The 17,948-nt window shown below is 30.9% G+C and carries 16 protein-coding genes; 2 read left to right on the forward strand and 14 right to left on the reverse strand.

Annotation, left to right across the window (positions count from 1 at the left end; translation table 11 throughout):
* Window positions 1–379 precede the first annotated feature (379 nt).
* The 7 genes from HMPREF3058_RS03575 to HMPREF3058_RS03605 form a co-directional block, all read right to left on the reverse strand.
* Window positions 380–1,447, reverse strand: coding sequence for an Mrp/NBP35 family ATP-binding protein (locus HMPREF3058_RS03575; protein WP_002447369.1), 1,068 nt, complete (start codon window positions 1,445–1,447; stop codon window positions 380–382).
* A 146-nt stretch (window positions 1,448–1,593) separates the two neighbouring features.
* Complete coding sequence (locus HMPREF3058_RS03580) at window positions 1,594–3,033, reverse strand: MDR family MFS transporter (protein WP_002491552.1); 1,440 nt, start codon at window positions 3,031–3,033, stop codon at window positions 1,594–1,596.
* A gap of 269 nt (window positions 3,034–3,302) precedes the next feature.
* Entirely contained in the window at window positions 3,303–3,770 is a 468-nt protein-coding gene (locus tag HMPREF3058_RS03585; protein ID WP_002458403.1) for a SepA family multidrug efflux transporter, read from the reverse strand.
* Window positions 3,771–3,963: 193 nt separating this feature from the next.
* Window positions 3,964–5,301, reverse strand: coding sequence for a multidrug efflux MFS transporter SdrM (sdrM, locus tag HMPREF3058_RS03590; protein ID WP_002475622.1), 1,338 nt, complete (start codon window positions 5,299–5,301; stop codon window positions 3,964–3,966).
* A 239-nt stretch (window positions 5,302–5,540) separates the two neighbouring features.
* Window positions 5,541–6,224 (reverse strand): PAQR family membrane homeostasis protein TrhA, encoded by a 684-nt coding sequence (locus tag HMPREF3058_RS03595; protein WP_002447365.1) that lies wholly within the window; start codon window positions 6,222–6,224, stop codon window positions 5,541–5,543.
* 18 nt (window positions 6,225–6,242) lie between these two features.
* Window positions 6,243–7,430: a UTP--glucose-1-phosphate uridylyltransferase gene (locus HMPREF3058_RS03600; RefSeq protein WP_002486628.1), complete on the reverse strand. Its 1,188-nt coding sequence runs from the start codon at window positions 7,428–7,430 to the stop codon at window positions 6,243–6,245.
* 54 nt (window positions 7,431–7,484) lie between these two features.
* Window positions 7,485–7,994, reverse strand: a complete 510-nt coding sequence (locus HMPREF3058_RS03605; protein ID WP_070731141.1) for a metal-dependent hydrolase — start codon at window positions 7,992–7,994, stop codon at window positions 7,485–7,487.
* Between the two features lie 177 nt (window positions 7,995–8,171).
* On the opposite strand from HMPREF3058_RS03605, the gene HMPREF3058_RS03610 reads away from it, so the two are divergent.
* Window positions 8,172–8,432: a SunI/YnzG family protein gene (locus HMPREF3058_RS03610; protein ID WP_001829752.1), complete on the forward strand. Its 261-nt coding sequence runs from the start codon at window positions 8,172–8,174 to the stop codon at window positions 8,430–8,432.
* Between the two features lie 152 nt (window positions 8,433–8,584).
* Window positions 8,585–8,899, forward strand: a complete 315-nt coding sequence (locus HMPREF3058_RS03615; protein WP_002475742.1) for a heme oxygenase — start codon at window positions 8,585–8,587, stop codon at window positions 8,897–8,899.
* A 174-nt stretch (window positions 8,900–9,073) separates the two neighbouring features.
* Here the strand turns inward: HMPREF3058_RS03615 and HMPREF3058_RS03620 are convergent, their stop codons facing one another.
* From HMPREF3058_RS03620 to HMPREF3058_RS03650, 7 genes are all read right to left on the reverse strand, one after another.
* Window positions 9,074–10,447: a YjiH family protein gene (locus HMPREF3058_RS03620; RefSeq protein ID WP_002475740.1), complete on the reverse strand. Its 1,374-nt coding sequence runs from the start codon at window positions 10,445–10,447 to the stop codon at window positions 9,074–9,076.
* Window positions 10,448–10,745: 298 nt separating this feature from the next.
* Complete coding sequence (locus HMPREF3058_RS03625; RefSeq protein WP_002447360.1) at window positions 10,746–11,711, reverse strand: FecCD family ABC transporter permease; 966 nt, start codon at window positions 11,709–11,711, stop codon at window positions 10,746–10,748.
* Window positions 11,708–12,739 carry a FecCD family ABC transporter permease gene (locus tag HMPREF3058_RS03630; protein ID WP_002476067.1) on the reverse strand — a complete coding sequence of 344 codons (1,032 nt, stop codon included), beginning with the start codon at window positions 12,737–12,739 and terminating at the stop codon, window positions 11,708–11,710. Before HMPREF3058_RS03630 ends, HMPREF3058_RS03625 begins: the two co-directional genes overlap by 4 nt.
* A gap of 11 nt (window positions 12,740–12,750) precedes the next feature.
* Complete coding sequence (locus HMPREF3058_RS03635; protein ID WP_002491567.1) at window positions 12,751–13,746, reverse strand: ABC transporter substrate-binding protein; 996 nt, start codon at window positions 13,744–13,746, stop codon at window positions 12,751–12,753.
* A 202-nt stretch (window positions 13,747–13,948) separates the two neighbouring features.
* Window positions 13,949–15,010 carry an alanine/ornithine racemase family PLP-dependent enzyme gene (locus tag HMPREF3058_RS03640; RefSeq protein WP_002458398.1) on the reverse strand — a complete coding sequence of 354 codons (1,062 nt, stop codon included), beginning with the start codon at window positions 15,008–15,010 and terminating at the stop codon, window positions 13,949–13,951.
* 3 nt (window positions 15,011–15,013) lie between these two features.
* Window positions 15,014–16,771: an IucA/IucC family protein gene (locus HMPREF3058_RS03645; protein WP_002476066.1), complete on the reverse strand. Its 1,758-nt coding sequence runs from the start codon at window positions 16,769–16,771 to the stop codon at window positions 15,014–15,016.
* Entirely contained in the window at window positions 16,761–17,942 is a 1,182-nt protein-coding gene (locus HMPREF3058_RS03650; RefSeq protein WP_002486632.1) for an MFS transporter, read from the reverse strand. The genes HMPREF3058_RS03645 and HMPREF3058_RS03650 overlap by 11 nt, the downstream gene beginning before the upstream one ends.
* Window positions 17,943–17,948 lie beyond the last annotated feature (6 nt).

Raw genomic sequence — 17,948 nt, forward strand, 5'->3', positions numbered from 1 at the left:
TGACATATTGTCATTCAGTTTTCAATGTTCATTTTGTAAAATCAATCTTTTATATTGTACTATATCGCTTCGATAAAAGTCAACAACTAATTGATATTACTTAATTAATTTTAAAAGCTTTTCATTAACTTTGCAAGGGTTATTTTTACACCAACTTAACAAAGTTATTAATCGCTTTACATCCGCTTTTTAGCGACTTTTATATAATATCAATTTTATGTTTTGAAGTCAACATTTAAATTGAATTATTTTTTATTCGTATGAGTTCTTTTATTCACTCACAAGAAAATATTCTAACACATTTCTTAAAATTTGCAATAGAAAAATCGTATGAAAATATTTTTCACACGATTTAAACACAATTTAGGCATTATCGATTTTATTGTTTTTGGGTGCTTGCTATAACTTTTCTTGCGATTGAATTATATAATTCTCCTAAACGATCATCCGATTGATATATCGAAGGCGAAAAGTCATTGGGATTCCATGTAGGTTGTTCTAATGGAAGTTCAGCAAATAATTGCGTCTCAAGTTCATCAGAAAGCTTTTTTCCTCCTCCTTTTCCAAAAACATACTCTTTTTTACCTGTTTCCTTACTTTCAAAATAGCTCATATTTTCTATAACTCCAAGAATAGTATGTTCTGTATGTTTAGCCATTGCACCTGCTCGAGCCGCTACAAACGCCGCGGTTGGATGCGGTGTCGTTACTATAATTTCCTTACTTGATGGTAACATTGAATGTACATCTAAAGCTACATCTCCTGTGCCAGGTGGTAAATCAAGAAGTAGATAATCAAGTTCTCCCCACTGTACTTCTGTAAAGAAATTTGTAAGCATCTTACCAAGCATTGGACCTCTCCAAATAACCGGTGCATTTTCTTCTACAAAAAATGCCATTGAAATAACTTTTACTCCATGTCTCTCTACAGGTATTATCTCCTTACCATCTATACCCGGTCTTTCATCTATTCCCATCATATCAGGCACACTAAAACCGTATATATCAGCGTCTACTAATCCTACTTTCTTACCTTCTCTTGCTAAAGCTACGGCTAAATTGACAGCCACTGTCGATTTACCAACCCCACCTTTACCTGAAGCTATAGAAATAAATTCAACTGGGTTATTTTGTGATAATAGTTCTTCAATGGTTTTGGGCTTTTCACTACCTTTTCCTATATATCTCTCGACTACTTCGCCAGGAAGTTCTTCAAAACGAATTCCCACAGTATTTGCACCATTTTCTTTTAAGGCTTTGACTATAGCCATTTGAAGATCTAATTGTGGTTGCCCCCCTAATTGCGCCATTGCCACCTTAACGCTCACATGGTTAATATTATCCTTAATAGACACATCAACAATACCTTCAGATTCCTTCAATGGCACATCTATAATCGGATCCTTTAATGCCCCTACAATTTCTTTAACTTGATTTACCGTTAACAAAGTAAATCCCCCTTATTGATTTTTAATTTATCTACATAGCAACTATAGTTGCCTGTTTATATATCATTCATATTTTTTAGTATAAGACTTTTCCTAATATAAAAAAAGAAGTTAGCCCATTTTTAAAATAGACTAACCTCTAATTATTATACTTTCCTACTATTGTGAGTAGAATGATTAGGCTCCTTTATAAATAATGCTAGAACAAAAGCAATAATCACAAAAACAGTGACTAACGCGAACGATACATCAACTCCCGCAGCAACACTTTGCCGTTGAATCATTTCTTTACTAGCGTGATTACTTGATGATACAACCCATTGAGCACCTATACTCATAAAAGTGACCATTAGAGCAGTTCCTAGAGATCCCGCCATAACACGTCCAAAGTTCATAATTGCCGTTCCGTGGGAAATGTTTTCAGTTTTCAATGCATTTATCCCCGTCGTATTGATAGGCATCATTAATAAAGACACAGCAAACATACGAATCGCATAGATTACAATCAAGTACGTATAGGATGTATCTACTTTAAGAAAGCATAATAGAAATGTACAAGAAACCAATAAGATAAATCCAGTAAATATTAACGGTCTAGGCCCATATTTATCGTAAAACTTCCCAGTAAACACAGACATAATACCATTGATAATCGCGCCAGGCATAATCACTAATCCTGATAGCAACGCAGATAATCCTAAAGCATTTTGAACATACAATGGAATAAGTAATGCAGGTCCTACCATAGATAGCATAATAATCATAGAAGTAATTGTTGAAAAACAAAATATTTTGTTATTAAATATTTTCAAATTTAATAATGGATTAGAAATTGTAATTTGTCGTTTAACAAAAATACCAATGATGATTAGACTTATTAAAAGCGAACAAAGGACAATTGGGTTAGAAAAACCTAGGTTACCAGCACTACTGAAAGCATAAAGCATTAATCCAAAACCTAATGTAGAGTATATAACGGATTTTTTATCCAGTTTTGTTTCTTTCGTTGTGTTATAACTTGAAATCGATACAAAACCAAATATAAATGTAACTAATGCTATACCGACAATAACAATAAATGGCACTCTCCAACTTGCATTGTCAATGATTAAACCAGTAAATGTAGGTCCAATTGCAGGTGCAAATTGTATAACTAATCCTGCAAGTCCCATTGCAAATCCACGGTGTTCTTTAGAGAACAATGTAAACAATGTAAATTGCATTAATGGCATGAGTATACCTGCACCGACAGCTTGTATTACCCGTGCAAACATGAGCACGCCAAAATTAGGTGCAATAGCAGCAACGATTGATCCTATCAGAAATGTTCCCATTGCACCTAAATATAGCGGTCTCGTTTTTACTTTATCCATTAAGTAAGCGGTAAGTGGAATCATGACACCATTCACTAACATGAAACCTGTAATCAGCCACTGCGATGTATTCTCATTAATATTTAACTCACGCATAATGTGTGGTAAGGCTGTATTAAGTAATGTTTGATTTAAAATGGCCACGAAAGCGCTAATTAACATTACAGATACGATTAAATTTCGCTTAGTCTTAGATAATTCATAACTGGCCATAAACATATACTCCTTTTTATTCAAATGATAATTTTATATTCAATCAAATTTTATTTACCGATACAAACTTAATGCTCAGAATAATATAGAAATTTCTTGTTATTTTGGATACCATTATAGTGTAATTATTCAAACTTTGTACTGCTTGGTAAAGCATGATACAACTGCAATGTTTAATAGCATTATCAAACATTGCTATTAAATAATTAAATTATTTTCTATCGTTAAGTTCAATTATTCCATATTAAATTTTCTTTTTTACAAACGCCTTACTTTTTATTATTCAAATTTTTACTTTCAGGATAAAAAACTTCTTTACATACAAATAAAAATCCTATAATAATCATAATTACCCAAAAATGTATATTAACATGTACATAGTGTATGTGAACTATAAAATAAAACATAATTGTAGTAACAATGTAGGAGATGAGATGAAAGTTAATACCTTGAAAGTATGGATTTTTTGGAAGATTCTTTTTAAAATAATCCATTAAATGCTCAATTGAAAATAAAGTAAAATAGCCTAATACGATATAACTACCGTAGTATATTAAATTATCATAAAAACCTTTATTGTAACTAAAATCGCCTAAGTGTAAATAAATAAGGATGCGACTCAAACCGTACAAACCAAAGCCTAAAAACGTTAAAAAAATGGCTCCGGAAATAATAAATATAGTGAGAACAATAAGTGTTACTAATAAATGATATGATTTATTTTTTAAAAATTTCATCACTTTTGTCCTCCCTTACACTTCGTATATACATATATATTATCATGTAAATAAAAGCATATAAAATTTTAAGTTATACAACATTTCTTCTTCTCATCTCAACTTATTTCTTTTTATTTTCACAAAAAAAGCAAGTAGATATGGTATACGCATTTCTACTTGCTCATAATTAAAAAATCATTCTGTAATGTTTCTAAGATTGAATAGGATTACTCTTAAATAATGTCATCCACATTACAATTAAACATACTGAAATTATTGATACTAATCCTAATACATTGTGTAAATTAGAACCAAATAAACCAACATTTAGTGCATACATATATCCCATAATCGTAGATCCGACAGACGAACCTAAATTTTTTGTCAATGCATAAAACGACATCATCTTTTTCATATTTTTTGGAGAAGTTTCCTCTTGGACAATAACACTATCTTTTGTATAAATATAGCCAAAACTTAAACCTGCAAATATAACCGCAAAAGCAATAAGCAATGGGAGTTTTAAGCCAAACATTATCATCAGACTACAAACTAATAAAACAAAGAATGAGCAAATATATAATGTTTTTCTAGTAAAATGCGCTTCTATTTTAGCTAAATTGAAATTAAGCGTAATCCAAGCAACAGACAACGGGAATATTACAAATCCACTTTGTAAAGGTGATAAACCAAGTTTTTCTTGTAAATATACTGGTATATATAAATTATATCCCATCAATGTTATCGCAATTAGTAAATCCGTTATAAAAACTAGAACTATTGATATGTTAAATTCTTTCGTTGGTAAAAATGGTTGTTCGAAACTATTTTCCACTTTAAATAGCATCCATAAAACAACTAAAGCTAAAATAATTGAGAATATATTAAAAATAATATGATGTTGGTTGAGTAAACCAAACATTAATAAAGCTATAAAGATATAAAAGATAATCAATCCTTTTATATCAAAACGACTCTGTTGTACTTGTGTCTCATCAGGAAAATGAAAAGTCATAAATACAAGTATTATTGCCAATATAGCAATAGGAATATTGATATAGAATAGCCAATGCCATGAAGCGAACTCTAAAATCGCACCACCTAATAATGGACCAATAATACTCGAAATCCCCCAGACACTTCCGACGATACCCATAATTTTATATCTTAACGGAATTTCAAAAGCCAACTTTGGAACTATTTGTGAGAGTGACATCATAACTCCTGCTCCAAAACCTTGTACTATTCGAGAGATAATTAAAAAAGTAAACGTCTGACTTAATCCCGACATTAAACTACCTAAGGCAAACAATGATACCCCTACAACAGCAATGTTAATAATTTTAAATCTAGACATGAGCTCACCAACGATAGGGTTAGCTATGACTAAAGCAATAAAATATACGGTAAATACTAATGAAACTAGATTACCGGCATTCAAACTATTTTTTATTGTTGGTAATGCTAATGAAATGATTGATGTTTCTATAGCTGCCATAAACATTATTAGTATGAGTGCCATTACAGTAATGATGGACTTAAGATTCATAAAAAAACTCCCTTTTTATTGGATTTAGCTATTGAAACGTAAAATTGACTTTTTAATATGATGGTACTCATACACCATTTGTTTTCAATAAAAAGGAGTGAGATCAGTACATCTCACCCCTTTAAAAAGTCCATAAAGTTAAAATTCCAACGCCACCATGTGTTTATTTAAAGTATAATGATATATCTAAAAATAATACTTATTTTTCTCTCTAAATTAAAAGGATAGAATATTGCAATTCACATAAAATAAAAAATGCCTATCATATGTAAGAGAGAAGCAAGAACAATAAATATATGCCAAATCATATGAAAATAAGGTTTATTTTTTTGGGCATAAAACCAAGCTCCGATAGTATAAGATAACCCACCAAGAAATATAAAGAAAATAAACCACCATGATGTTCGCATAATAATAATAGGTAAGAATATGATACCTACCCACCCCATCACCAAATAAACAATGAGACTTAATCTATGATTGACTTTAGTTGCTATTGATTTATACAAAATTCCCCATAAGGTTGTTCCCCATAATAATATTGTGACAAGCCAACCTAACCAACCACCGACAACACTTAACAAAACAGGTGTATACGTTCCTGAAATAGCCACATAAATCATACTATGGTCAATAATCCTTAATATATATTTATGAGACGTATTATTTTGCATCGAATGATAAATGGTTGATGATATGAACATCATAAAAATACTAATCACATAAATCGACACACTAATTGACTCTAATGTGCCACCATTGTTAAAACTATGCACTGCTGCATATGGAAGAATAAATAATGTAAGTAATGCAGCAGCACCATGTGATGCTGCATTACCAATCTCTTCTCCAAATGTTAAAGGAATGATGTCCTTAAAAGTTTCTACCACAGAATCGTTTTTTCGCTTAGATGATTGAGACATCTATTCCACCACCTTTAGTTAAATCAAATCCATTCGTTTTAAATCTTCTGTAGCTGTATGTACACTATCCTTACCTTCTTTATTTTTTAAAGGTGAAAATTCTTCTTCTCTTGGAACTTGTAGTGTTACAAAGCTTGTACCGTACCTAAATATGTCAAAATAAAATAATTCAAACTTTAATGTAGGACGTTCAACCACACCAAAATTTTCATCTAATTGTTTTAATTGTTTGATTGCCAAATGATATGGTAATTCTCTATCAACAGCACTGGTAATGAAACCTAGTTTAAAAGCATGGATACCTATATTAGCATTGTTAAATTGATTTGCTATGTCTGTATCTAATTCGGAATACTCTAATACAGTGTCTTTACAATCAACATTTACAAGTCGACCTACACTTTCACTATCTTTAGGTTGAATTGTTTTTGATGTGATGTCTTTACTTTGTGTCACTGTAAAACCTGCAAATAACGGATCTAAAACTTTAACTAAGACATTATCAATGTTATTTAAGAAGATATATTTGACGTGATCCTGTTGCATTTTATCAAGGTATCCAGCTTTTTTAAGAGACTTAAATACACCCCCATTACCATTAGGTGTTTCCATAATATGTCCATCTCTATTTAAAACAAGTTTTCCTTTTTCACTTAAAGCAACAATGTTATCTTGCTTAAAGAAATGAATATGATTGGCATCATAATTAAAATATTTATGTTGTTTAAAATACTCTATTGTATCTTTATGATTAATGTCACTTGTCATAATATACCAATTAATTGTGTGGCCAGTTTCTTCTTTTAAACGAATCAATTGACGCGCCTGAAGCTCAAATAAACTCGTACCCTCTATTTCAAAAGAACCTTTAGGCCCTTTATATCCTAAACGCGTACCTTGTCCTCCAGCCATCAATAATACTGCAAATTCACCATTTCGTATTGCCTCATAACCTTTTTGTTCATATGTATGTCGTTGTTCTTCATTGAGTCGTGATTTCACTTCATATTTGACTTCAGATACAGAAGATACATCATCAATAGTTTTTCTATTAACATATAAGTCCTGATATAAATCTTGAATTTCTGCAAGATTTAACTGATTCACTTTTTCATCTAAAGCATTCTTTTCATTACTACTCATTAATTTTTCATATTCATACAAATGCTCTTGGTTATACTTTTCCAATTGATTTTTGTCTAACATGATAACGCTCCTTATGTATACGTAATTTTAATTGTTATTTTTCTCATAATAATCTTATTTGATTAACCAATAGTGCATCATAGTATTTAAATATGGTTGAAATAAAGTATATATCGCACCAACACTTAATGCAGTAGCTAGAGATACATCTACTAGTCCCCCAGTTTTAAAATGAATGGGTGATACGATATTAAATGGTAAAGGATAAAATAGTTTAACACCTCTTGAAGTTAATATATCAAGTATAACATGCGAAAACATACCAATAACAATTGCAACCATATAATACATCGGAGTTTGTATGAAGTACAGTAAAAAACTAATTCCTATAATAAATAAAAGTGAATGCGTAAATGTTCTATGACCAAATAAAATTCTGACAAAAAAACTAGTAAGCCTAAATCGTCTTCCTATTTTACTTTGTGTATGACATATATCTGGCAAAATACTTGAAATGACTGAAAGTACAATCACTGATATAGAAGTAAATATATCTGTATGAAAATATTGTGTGGTTATTGCACCGACTAAAAAGCCACATGATGCGTGTGTTTTACCTGTCATGTTTTGTTCTCCTTTATAAAAATATTTTAGCACATTTCGTTTTAAAAAGCGAACATACTTTCGCATTCACTTTCAATTAGTATGACATAATTAAAAAAAAGTATCACATAAATACTTGAAAACGATTACACAATCATTTATGATAGGTTTATAAATTAATTAAAGGAAGTGTTTTTAATGGCAATGACAGTTAAGAAAAACGATAATGAAGTTCGTATTCAATGGAGAGTAGCAGATATCAAAATTCCAAATAATGAAATTAAAAATGTTACTCAAGATCAAGATATTCATGCCGTACCAGAAGAGAATGGTAAAGAAATATCTCGAATCGGTTCTACTTTCGGAAAAACAAATCGCGTATTAATTGATACTGATCAACACTTATATATTATTTACACTCAAAATGATCAAAAAGTATATAATGAGTTAACAAAATAAATTACAGATTTATATTTTTTAACATAACTTTATAATTAGACTGTCGACATAACTCAATATAATGTCGACAGTTTTTTAATGTGATATTTTCAAAATTGCTAAGCTGAATGATAAATATTATATTAAAGAAAATAGACTAGGAGGTAATATGAATGTTCGTTGTTACAAATAGAATCACTGTAAAAAAAGGATATGCAAAACAAATGGCGCCTAATTTTACTAAAGGAGGACCTATTGAATCTTTAAAGGGCTTTGAAGGTATTGAAGTTTGGCAAATTGATAAAGATGATTATAGCGAAGATATGTATGTAAATAGTTGGTGGGAAACTGAAGAGGATTTTAAAAATTGGGTGAATAGTGATGTATTTAAACAAGCACATAAAAATACTGGTAAATCCGAAAATTCACCAGTCATTAAAAGCGAAATTGTTAAATCAAATGTTTTATCTTCTTTAAACAGAAGATAAATTATGCAAAGGGAGTGGGCTAGAATACGTATATGATTCATTGTCTAATTTTGCATTTATTATTAAAATAAAACAAGTTTGATATATGAGAAATTTTATTTTAACCATTAGTAATATATTGCTGTTGTTTTGATTAGTTCCCCACTCCCACTAAATTAAAAATGAGTATATCTTTTACCCAATAAATAAATGCGCTAATAAAGCAATTATTGGAAGCGTAATGATAGTACGAATTAAAAAAATCATAAATAATTTACTTATACTAACTGGAATTTTAGAACCAAGAATCACGCCGCCCACTTCAGATAAATAAACAAGTTGAGAGATACTTAATGCTCCAATTACAAAACGTGTTACATCATTTTGAACCCCTTCAATAAGAATTGAAGGTAAGAACATATCGGCAAACCCAATTAGAATTGTTTGTGATGCTTCATGTGCTTCTGGAATTTGTAACAATTCTAGTACTGGAACAAATGGTTTTCCTATAATCTCAAAAACAGGTGTGTAGTTAGCGATAATAGTAGCTATTGTTCCTATACTCATAACTACTGGTAAAATTACAAACCACATATCTACAACTGTTTTAAAACCTGAAATTAAAAATTCTTTAAACCCTGGCGATTTAATTCCAACTTCAGTTGCTAAATCAAAACCATATTTTAATGCTGTTTTGCCTTCTGGTAGCTGTTCATTACGGGCCTCTTCACTTACTTCTTTAGCATATTCGTCAGGAATATTTTTAAGTGGCCAAATTCTTGGCATAATCATTGCTGCAATTAAGCATGAAATGACAACTGTTAAATAAAAATAGAAGAATTGATCTTGCATTCTAATTGTTTCGGCAATGACAATCGCGAACGTAATAGATACAACACTAAAGGTTGTGGATATTACAGTTGCTTCTCTTCTTGAGTAATATCCTTCACCATATTGTCTACTAGTAATTAAAACACCAACTGTACCATCACCTATAAATGAAGCTAGATTATCAACTGTCGATCTACCAGGTAAAGTAAACAAAGGTCGCATGATAGGTCTAAAAATGGGGCCAAGTAATTCTAATAGACCATACTCCATTAATAAAGGTAAAAAGATTGCAGCAAATAAAAATACTGCTACAAGAGTAGGTAATAAACTCGAAAATACTAATCCACCTGTATCTTCAGATTTAATCATTTCAGGTCCAATATTTAAAAATGTTAGCCAAGAGAAGAAGACAGCTAATACTCTCAAAACAAGCCATCCTATTTTAACGTTGAAAGCACTGTTCATTAAACCTTGAGGATTTAATTTATTTTTATAAATTGTAGAGCATAATATTGTTAAAATACCTGATACAGTTATGATGGTTACAATTAAAATTGGCATGATACCACCAAGCCAATCTTTTAATAAACCAGCTAAAAAAGCTATTGGAAGAGTCGTTTGATGCTGTCCATCTTGAACAACTGGTATAGGAATTAAAAATAATATAATCCCTAACAACGACATAGTGATAAATTTAATTCTACCTCTAACTATGTCAACTTTTTTATATTCATTCATATATATTCAATCCATTTCTATCTTTTTATATCCATATGTAATTTAAAGTATATCACATTATATATATGCATTATTTTGAATAATTACGTAAAGAACACTATACGCTATTTATTAACTTTTAGCAAATCCATTTTAACTCTTTTTCCATTTAAGCAGTTCTATTCGTATATGATTTATATTTTTTATTTTTTTAATGAGCCATCAAAATGATATTGTAACATCAATAAGAGCCTGTACATTAATTTGTAATGTATCAGGCTCTATAACTAAAAATATAATATTGAAACTATCAAATTTACTACATCTTACGTAATAAAAATAAGAAGTAAGGTGCGCCTATAATTGCTATTACAACACCTACAGGAATATCAAGAGGAGGTTGTATACCTCTTGCTAAACCATCACCAAAAGTTAATAATATTGCTCCTACCAAACCTGACATGATTATAACATGTATATTTTTATGACCGACAAGTTGACGTGCAATATGAGGTGCTATAAGACCTAAAAAACTAATACCTCCTACTACTGCAATGGACGCGCCTGCTAACATTACTGCTAATACAAGTAAAGTCATTTTTAAGATTTTTACACGTGCTCCTAGTGCAATGGCTACATGATCACCTAAATTTAAAATATCAAGTTGATACCCTAATAACAATACTATAGGTACAGTGATAATAAACCATGGTAATAAACTATAAAAACTGGCTATATTATGACCATATAAACTACCAGTTAACCATAATAGCGCATTATTTGCATCAAGAGGATTACGTATAAGCAGGAATTGGACAATGGCCGTACAAATTGCACCTATAGCTAAACCTATCAATGCTAATTTTGATCCCTTTACATCAAATTTAGAAATAAGAACTGAAAGAATAATACTTATTGTCAAAGCACCGATAAATGAACCTAAAGGAAGAACAAATAGAGGTGCCGATGGAAATATCATTATGATTATTACTGCTGCTAAACTTGCCCCTTTTGTTATTCCAATAACATCGGGTGAGGCAAGTGGATTTCTTATAACCCCTTGTATCACCGAGCCAGAAATAGCTAAACTACTGCCTATAAGTATTCCTAAAAGTGTTCTAGGAATTCGATATTCATTTAAAATAAAGTCATTGTGTAAGAAGAAGCCTGTAACTGCATGAATAGGATTAATCATTACTGATCCTATACAAAGACTAAAGATTGTACTAAAAATTAATAACAGTAAGACAATGGTATAGCGCATCTTCAGGTTTTGTTTAATCATATGCGATTCACCCCTCTAACAGTTATGAATAAGAAGTAAAAAGCACCAACAAATGATGTAACAATACCTACTGGCGATTCGAATGGATAAGTAATTAAGCGACACAATACATCAGAAATAAGTAATAAAGTAGCGCCGAATATAAATGTTAAAGGTATCATCAATATATAGTTTTTATTTATATATCTTTTCACTATGTGTGGAACTATCAAACCAACAAATCCTATAGGACCAGCAATAGAAACAGAAACACCAGCAAGAACAACGACCAATATACCAACAATCATTCTGACGATTTCTGTTCTTTGTCCTAATCCTCTGGCAATATCATCACCTAACTCTAATATAGTTAATTGTCTTCCCATAAATATGGTCACAAAAATAGCAAGGAGTAAAAATGGTAAGATAAATATAATCTGTTGCCATTTTATACCGGCTAATGAACCAACTAACCAGAACATCACTGTATCATTAGAATCTTCATTTAGAATAATTATACCTTGAGTCATACTACTAAAGAACAGATGAATAGCCATACCTGCAAGTGCTAGTTTAATCGGTGTAAGCGACTTAGTAGAGCCAGACAATGTATAGACAGTAAAACCTCCTAAGAAGGCACCAATTATCGCTAAAATTGTAGAGTAAGAGCCTAGAGACGGTATAAGTACAGTTATAAGAACAATAACGAAGGAAGCGCCTGCATTCACACCAAAAATCTGTGGTGAAGCCAAAGGGTTTTTGGTAATTGCCTGCATCAATAAACCTGCAATTGCTAAAGCGCCACCAATAATTAAACCAGCCAGCATTCTTGGCATACGTACATTGTGTATTAAGAAAGTTGCTTTTGTATTCGTGTGTCCAGTGACATAACTTAAAATATCATTCAATTGTATTTTTGAAGAACCAATCGCTAAATTCAAATATACTGAAATAAAAAGAAGGCACACACCCACAATAAAAGTGAGTGTAGTGCGCTTTTTCTTTTTTTGTTCAATAGCGGATTGACTATCTTTATTTACTATAGTCATTGTTTTCCACCTTACTTATTATCTTTTTTACTATCTTTCTTTGATAATTCAACAAGTTCTTTTGCCATTTCTTCTGAAGAAATTAAACCACGTGATCTTGCCCATAAGTCACGGTCTAAAATATCAACACGTTGATTTTTCACAGCATTTAATTTCTTCCATACAGGATCTTTTTCTAGTTCTTTTAGTGAAGGTTCGTTAGAACTTGCTTTGTTTGTCATTATGAACATACGCTCAGGATTCACTTGAGATAAAGTTTCAGTGTTCATTTGTAAGTAAGGTCCTTTAAGATACTTACTTAAACCTTTAGTAACATCATCACTTAATGCTTCTTTAAAACCTAGTTGACTTAGGAATTGACCAACATAAGAGTTGCTTGGGTGAGCAAGCAAACCTGATTTAGCAGCTACTGCAGGCAATACCTTTAGATTTTTATCCATAGTTATTTCTTTTTTATATTCTTCAATTTTCTTATCGTGTTCTTCTAAGCGTTTTTTACCTTCTTCTTCTTTACCTAAAGCCTTTGAAATTGTTTTAAAAGCATCAATATTTTCATTATAATCTCCATCGAAACTTTTCAGTTCAATCGTAGGAGCAATTTTATTTAAGTCTTTATAAATACCTTTGTGTCTATTATTATCAGCAATAATTAAATCTGGTTTGAGTTTACTGATTTCTTCTAAGTTAGGTTGTTTACGTGTTCCTACAGAAGTGTATTTTCCAATTTTGTCTCTTAATGGTTTAATAATACGATTTTTTTTGTTATCGTCCGCTATCCCAACAGGTTTAACATCTAAAGCAACTAACGCATCAACAAATGAATACTCAAGAACAACAACACGTTTAGGGTGTTTAGGTACTTTCGTAGTACCTTCTTCGTGCTTGATTTCAACTCCATCTTTTGATGACTCTTTACTTGAGTTACTTGAATTATTATTTCCACATGCTGCAGTTGCAATTAAAACAAACAATAAGCCAATTACACTTAAAATTTTTAAACCTCTCACTGTTTCCACTCCTTAATATGTATATGCTTACATTATTAGTTTATTGATAACGATTCTCAATGTCAATAACTTATTTTATTATTTTCATAATTAATCCAACGCTGAACAAATGATGTTTATATAAAAATGCTAATTTTAATAAGTAATGCCTATCAAAATTTAATTTGGAACGGTGCGTTGATTTAAAGGTAAATAAACACTTTTAGCAGTGGGAATATATGGGCATATCAAAGTTTTGAACAAGGGATTCTATTTTTGAATCACTACTATATAACTTAGTTAAATTTTTCATATACATGCTCTGAGACAGCGCTTCATAATTCAAGCTAAATTGAAGTTTATCTCCGATCTGATAATGGTCTTGGTTATTTAAATCAATCATTAAATGGTCACTTGATGCACCTAATATTCTTATATCATCCCCAAGAGGTTTTATCCCCTCGATAAAAGTATCTAAATAACCGATATCAACTATGGCTTGTAAATAAGATTGATTATTTTTTTGATATAGGCGTGGTTTTATTTCTATAATTTCTGCTTCTAATACTATCGCATTTTGATATAAGCTATTAATTGAATGATTTGTCGTCGTATCTATACCCCTTAATAATGCTTCCCCTATACGAAGATCATTGATTTTATCTAAATGATTGTACAGTGTTTGAGGTAACATACTCGAATTTCCACCTGAAATAATTCTAAACTTAAAATGAGTTTCACTTTCTACATCATGTATAAATTTGTTTATCATACGAACATCTTTTTCATTGGGTGCTTCTGATTTAAAGCACATAAAATTAAATGCCAAGCCAACAAGTTGTATGTGAGATAATTTAAGTATTTCTTGTACATAGCGTACCACATCATAGGTCAAGACCCCTTCTCTACCATCTTTCCAGTCAACCATTAGCATGATTTGATGTTTAATATCAAGAGATTTTGCTAACGTATTAAGTTTTTTGATTGTGGTTAATTCAGTTTGGATACTCATTTCTACTCTTGAAATCATCTTTTCCAAATCTGCTTCAACAGTAGGTCGTAACAATGTAAATGTAATGCCTAAATCTTTGAGTTGTTCAATATTATCTAGTCTTGATTCAGCAAAATGTGTAATTCCTAAAGACTTAATACTTGATACAATATGTTTATCCCCTGCGACACATTTAATTACTGGTGTGAAATGAATTTGTTTACATTCTAATAACGATTGAAGTACTTTGGCATTATATTTAATTTTAGATAAATTGACACGAACATTTGCCATGTACTACACCTCTTTTTTTATTGGATTATCTAACTTGGTATTTAAATATTTTTTCACTTTATTTTCCATTCTCATACTTAATAAAGCTTTGACTGTGATAGTTGATCCAAACAATAATTTTTTCAATTTTTCAGCATGTGGCTTGTCATTATCGATTGCCATTTCGATTTCTTCACGCACAATCTCAAATAATTCTTCTTCTATTACTTCATCATACTGATTAAAATGATGAATCAATTCTGCTAGCTGATTTTGAATCACTGCATGTTGAAATTTAGCAATAACCTCCTCAATATTATCTGCAATAAGACTTTCATTTGTAACATCTATTTGAGGAACTTTCTGTTTAAGTGTATTTAAATCTATACGAGAACCACCTAAATCACGTACAATGAATTTCATTTTATAATTAGGTCCAAGATTAACAATCGTATTTTGCATATGCGCTTCAAGTGCTATGCCATAATTTTGAATATACGCAATAAGTGGTGTAACTAAGGTTTGTGTATAAATTGCTATAAAATGCTTAATATGATCAAGTGTGATTTCGTTTTCTATCCATTTTAAATAACTATCTACAACTGCATGATTATCAATTGGATTAGGATTAACTAAACTAGCTGTTACAACTGTGCACCCATAATCATATATCGTTGGTTTTTGACGTATAATAAGCGCTAATTGTTTTGATAAATCAGATGCCGTGTGAGCATAAGCTCCAAAAGGTTCCATCGCGACTTGAAGTTCTGGAAATTCCTGAAGCAATCCTTGTAATGCATGACTTAACTTAGGACCATCTACAGTTGTAACTGATGAAACTGTTCTAATAGCACTTGTAGCTTGAACATTTACTGGCAATTTTACATGATATGGTTTATGAATTAAGTCCATTGTTCTAAATGATAAAGTAGCTTTGGCCTCAACAGTAAATGGCGTAGGTAGTAAGATTTTCTTGGCTATCCATTCTTCAAATTGTTCGCCGATAATATAATCATATTGCCAAGGATGTATCAACATTAATCTGTAATTGTTAAGACTTAATCGAAGTGGCTCGAGGTAGCATTTTAAACGATCTCGATATTCAGGAATAACTTGATTCAGAATAAAATTCTGATCATCATTTATTGCTGTTGTTACTACATGATTTTTTTCAATAAGCATAATATTTAATGGAATAACTTTTTCAAATTCCGGTGCATATAGCTTTAGTTCATTAGTACTAAGAGGCAATTTAGTTTTTGTTAAAGGATGTGTGGGATGCCCTTCTATCACAAGGCTTTCCGAGTAACTTAAATCATCTGTCATACCACTATCTTGTAAATGTTGCAGCCAAGCTATAAAATTTATAGAATCGGGCAATTTACTAAATTTCATACTCTGATGAATGAGTGTTTGTCTATTATAAAAATGTTTATACGTTTCATACAAACTATCCCTACTATGAATTAATTCATCGTATAATCGTTTTGAAATGTTGATATGAAATATTTCCGTTAGTATTTGAAGAAGTTCTTCTAAACTTTCAACTGATTGAGACAATTTTTTATTTTTCAATACTATGTCACCAGAAAAAACATATCTTTTTAAGGCACTTTTTCGAGCTACTTTTAACGATAAAAGGTGCTCATTGAGAAAAATTTCAACTTTATGAGTACCTTCTTTAATACACATACCTTCAGAAACAATATGTTCCTTAATCATTGCGTTAATCGTTCGATATTGGATGTTTTTGTCAGCTAAAAGCCATTCCTTATGATTCATTATTGCTCTCCTCCATATTCGAAATACGTTGTATGATATAAAAAATGATTGAAATACTAATAGTGCTAATTCCCATAATAGTAAATGTAGTTAAAATACCGAACATATCCGCGAAAAAGCTCATTATTAAACTACCTAACGGAATCATACCTCGATCCATCATTACAATACTTAATACTTTCCCTCTATCACAGTCCTTTACACTATGTTGAAAATAAACTCTATTAGTTGTTCTAGCCCATTGACTAAACAAACCTATTAACGTAATACATATAAACATGACTACTAAATGATGTATGATAATACCTAGTAAAGCCATACCAAACAATATTGAACTGAGATAATACATTTTTACTGTACTTAAGTGTTTTAAAATTGATGGTAAGACTATCGTTGCAACTATTCCTCCAATCGCACAAAAAGTCATAGCTATACCAAACACTTGCGATTGACCAGGAAAAATATGGTTTGTCAATACTGGTAAAACTGTAGTATAAGAAAAGCCTGTTGCCATAATAATAATAGAGGTAATGAATATCTGACTACCTTCTAAATTACTCTTAAAATAATTTAGTACAACTTTAAGTGGTAGTGCTTTTTCTTCTTTTTGACTTACTATGACTTCAAAATGAACAGGTATACATAAAACTGCCGCGATAAAATAGCACACTGCTTGAGCTAAAAATGTAGTGGGTGTATGATATACAGCTATTAAGCCACCCGCTATTGCGGGTCCTATTGATCGACATATATTAATAATGAACGAATGAAAAGAAACTGCTTGAGTTGTAGAAATTTTACTAGATAAATCAGGTAAAACTGCTTGTCTCACCGGAGTTTCTACAGCACTTAGTATCCCCCTAAATGTTGCATATAAAAGTATGATGAAAATCGGTATAGTGTTAAGGCTATATGTAAGTAAACACAATAATGCTGTAATAATGAATGATGAACTAATAGTGATACGTAACAGGAGACCTTTGTCATATTTATCAGCTATGGATCCTGCCCAAACACTTAATAGTAAAATAGGTATAAGACGACAGAAATTAACTAAGCCTAAATATACAGCATTATGATATGTTGTGAGTACGAACCAATTTAACCCCACTTGACCAATCCAATTTCCTAAAAATAACAGAAAAGAACTGGAAAAGAAATATTTTGCCATCAAATT

The organism is Staphylococcus sp. HMSC068G11 (assembly GCF_001815825.1).
Classification (GTDB): Bacteria; Bacillota; Bacilli; order Staphylococcales; family Staphylococcaceae; genus Staphylococcus; species Staphylococcus epidermidis.

Coding starts and splice junctions, on each gene's coding strand:
- HMPREF3058_RS03580 (WP_002491552.1), bottom strand. CDS start 3,033: ATGGCCAGTTATGAATTATCTAAGACTAAGCGAAATTTAATCGTATCT.
- HMPREF3058_RS03585 (WP_002458403.1), bottom strand. CDS start 3,770: ATGAAATTTTTAAAAAATAAATCATATCATTTATTAGTAACACTTATT.
- sdrM (WP_002475622.1), bottom strand. CDS start 5,301: ATGAATCTTAAGTCCATCATTACTGTAATGGCACTCATACTAATAATG.
- HMPREF3058_RS03595 (WP_002447365.1), bottom strand. CDS start 6,224: ATGTCTCAATCATCTAAGCGAAAAAACGATTCTGTGGTAGAAACTTTT.
- HMPREF3058_RS03600 (WP_002486628.1), bottom strand. CDS start 7,430: ATGTTAGACAAAAATCAATTGGAAAAGTATAACCAAGAGCATTTGTAT.
- HMPREF3058_RS03605 (WP_070731141.1), bottom strand. CDS start 7,994: ATGACAGGTAAAACACACGCATCATGTGGCTTTTTAGTCGGTGCAATA.
- HMPREF3058_RS03610 (WP_001829752.1), top strand. CDS start 8,172: ATGGCAATGACAGTTAAGAAAAACGATAATGAAGTTCGTATTCAATGG.
- HMPREF3058_RS03615 (WP_002475742.1), top strand. CDS start 8,585: ATGTTCGTTGTTACAAATAGAATCACTGTAAAAAAAGGATATGCAAAA.
- HMPREF3058_RS03620 (WP_002475740.1), bottom strand. CDS start 10,447: ATGAATGAATATAAAAAAGTTGACATAGTTAGAGGTAGAATTAAATTT.
- HMPREF3058_RS03625 (WP_002447360.1), bottom strand. CDS start 11,711: ATGATTAAACAAAACCTGAAGATGCGCTATACCATTGTCTTACTGTTA.
- HMPREF3058_RS03630 (WP_002476067.1), bottom strand. CDS start 12,739: ATGACTATAGTAAATAAAGATAGTCAATCCGCTATTGAACAAAAAAAG.
- HMPREF3058_RS03640 (WP_002458398.1), bottom strand. CDS start 15,010: ATGGCAAATGTTCGTGTCAATTTATCTAAAATTAAATATAATGCCAAA.
- HMPREF3058_RS03645 (WP_002476066.1), bottom strand. CDS start 16,771: ATGAATCATAAGGAATGGCTTTTAGCTGACAAAAACATCCAATATCGA.
- HMPREF3058_RS03650 (WP_002486632.1), bottom strand. CDS start 17,942: ATGGCAAAATATTTCTTTTCCAGTTCTTTTCTGTTATTTTTAGGAAAT.